This is a genomic window from Amnibacterium sp., assembly GCF_051956055.1.
Classification (GTDB): Bacteria; Actinomycetota; Actinomycetes; order Actinomycetales; family Microbacteriaceae; genus Amnibacterium.
Window position 1 is genome coordinate 1 of record NZ_JBQCGC010000114.1, and the last position, 2,586, is coordinate 2,586.

Consider the following 2,586-nt stretch of genomic DNA (forward strand, 5'->3'; position numbering starts at 1 on the left):
TGGAGCAGGCGCCAGATGCGGTCGCGGGTCATGGGCAGCTCGGTGGGCCGGACGCCGATCGCGTCCCGGATCGCGTTCGCGAGCGCGGGCGCCACCGGGTTGTACGGCGCCTCGCTCATCGACTTCGCGCCGAACGGCCCGAGGGCGTCGTAGGTGGAGGTGAAGCGCACCTCCGTGCGCGGCACGTCCGCCATCTGCGGCACGTGGTAGTTGCGGAACGTGCGCGTCAGGACGTGCCCCTCCTCCACCCGCACCTCCTCGAACAGCGCGGAGCCGATCGCCTGCGCCGTCCCGCCCTCCACCTGGCCGGTGAGCTGCTCCGGGTTCAGCACGGTGCCGGCGTCGACGCCCTGCACGGACTTCAGGATGCGCACCTCACCGGTGCCCGTATGGACCGCCACCCGGAAGGCGTGCACGTTGAACGCCAGCCCGCGGGGTGTGCCGTCCGCCGAGCCGGTGGTCTCGAGCGGGGCGAACGCGGCCAACGGCGTCCAGCCGCCCGGGGTCCGGACACCTCCCGGCTCGAGCATGGCATCCGGGCCCGCCGCGGCGAGCACCAGGTCCCGCATCGCGGCCGCAGCCGCGTGCACCGCCTTGCCGGCCACCACCGTGCCGGCGGACCCGAACGCCCCGGTGTCGTAGGGGGCCGCGTCCGTGTCGGCCGAGCGGATCCGCACGGCCTCCGGCGGGATCGCGAGCAGCTCCGCGACGAGCTGCGCGTGCACGGTGGTGGTGCCGTTGCCGAACTCGGCGGTGCCGACGTCGAGGGAGGCGCCCCCGTCGGCGTCGAGCCGGAGGCGCACCTCGCTGAAGTGCCCGCGCGGGGGCATCGTGGCGATCATCCCGACCGCCATGCCCGTGCCGACCCGCCAGTCGGGGCCGGTCGGTGCGGGCTCGCCGGGCTGGGCGAGCGCCGCCTCCGCGAGGTCGAGCGCCTCCGGCAGCCCGTAGCCGCCGTACTGCAGGTCGGTCGGCTCGGTGGGGTCCGTGACCACGATCGGGTCCCCGGGCCGGATCGCGTTGCGCCTGCGCAGCTCGAAGGGGCTGATGCCGACCCGGCGCGCGAGCTCGTCCATCGCGCACTCGACGCCGAACATCACCTGGCCGAGTCCGTAGCCGCGGAACGCGCCGGACGGCGGGTTGTTCGTGTACACCGCCTCCGCGTCCACCCGCCGGTTGGGCGCCCGGTACAGCGCGACCGACTCGTGGCTGCCGTGGAACAGCACGCCGGGACCGTGGTTCCCGTACGCGCCGGTGTCGGCCAGCACGTCGACCTCCATCGCGGTGAGCACCCCGTCCGCGCTCGCACCGAGGGTCACCGCCACCCGCTTCGGGTGCCGGAGGGGTGCGATCGTGAACTCGTCCTCCCGGGTGAACTCGTACTGGACGGGGCGGCCCGTCCGGAGCACGGCGAGCGCCACGAGGTCCTCGGTGAGCAGCTCCTGCTTGCCCCCGAACCCGCCCCCGACCCGCGCCGTGAACACCCGGACCCGGTCCGGCTGCAGCCCGAGGATCCGGCAGAGCTCGGCGTGCACGAGGTACGGCACCTGCGAGCTGGTGCGGAGCACGAGGCGGCCGTCGGCGTCGAGCCAGCCGCGGGTGGCGTGCGTCTCGAGCGCGGCGTGCGAGACCCGGGCGGTCCGCCAGGTGCCCGACACGACGACGTCGGCGGCGTCCAGCGCCGCGTCGACGTCCCCGAGTTCCCCGTGGAGCTGCGCGACGACGTTCCGGAGGGGGTCGCTGATGCGGCTCGTCTCCGCGTCCTTGTCCCCGTGCACGAGCGGGGCGCCGGGGCTGCGGGCGTCCTCCGGATCGAACACGGCGGGCAGCGGCTCGTACTCGACAGCGATCGCGCGGCAGGCCGCCTCCGCGAGCCCGATCGTCTCCGCCACCACCGCCGCGACCCGCTGCCCTTCGAAGCGGATGACCGGGTCGAGCACGAGGGTGTCGTCCGGGTCCTCGAGCCGCTGCTCGTGGCGGCCCGTCGAGAACAGCACGTCGGGGGCGTCCTCGTGCGTGAGGACCGCGAGCACGCCGGGCATCGCGAGCGCGGCGGCCGCGTCGATGCGGCGGATGCGGGCGGCGGCGTGCGGGCTCTTCAGCACCGCGAGGTGGGCGACGGCCGTGGTCCCGACATCGAGCGTGTACGGCTCGCGGCCGCTGACGACGCGTTCCGCGGCCGGCGCGCGCACCGCACGGCCGATGCCGCCCGCGACCCCGCGCACCTCCGTCGTGCCGATCCCGGCGAGCGCGTCGCGGATGCTGCGATACCCGGTGCAGCGGCACAGGTTGCCCTTGAAGAGCCGGGGGAGGTCGGCGTCGTCCGCCTCCTGGACCGTCGCGGTGGACGCGGTCACGACCATGCCCGCGGTGCAGAACCCGCACTGGAAGCCGGCGGCGTCCACGAATCGCTGCTGCACGGGGGACAGCGCCTCCGGCGTGCCCAGCCCGCTCGCGGTCGTGACGCGGCGCCCCGCGACGCGATGGGCCGGCACGATGCACGAGTGCACCGGCTCGCCGTCGAGCAGCACGGTGCACGCGCCGCAGTCGCCCGCGTCGCAGCCCTTCTTCACCTCGTGGTGGCCC

General features: G+C 75.1%; 1 protein-coding gene. It reads right to left on the bottom strand.

Annotation, left to right across the window (positions count from 1 at the left end; genetic code table 11):
• A partial coding sequence (locus ACTHLI_RS15830) for a molybdopterin-dependent oxidoreductase (RefSeq protein WP_440185708.1) occupies positions 1–2,586 on the bottom strand: 2,586 nt, incomplete at both ends.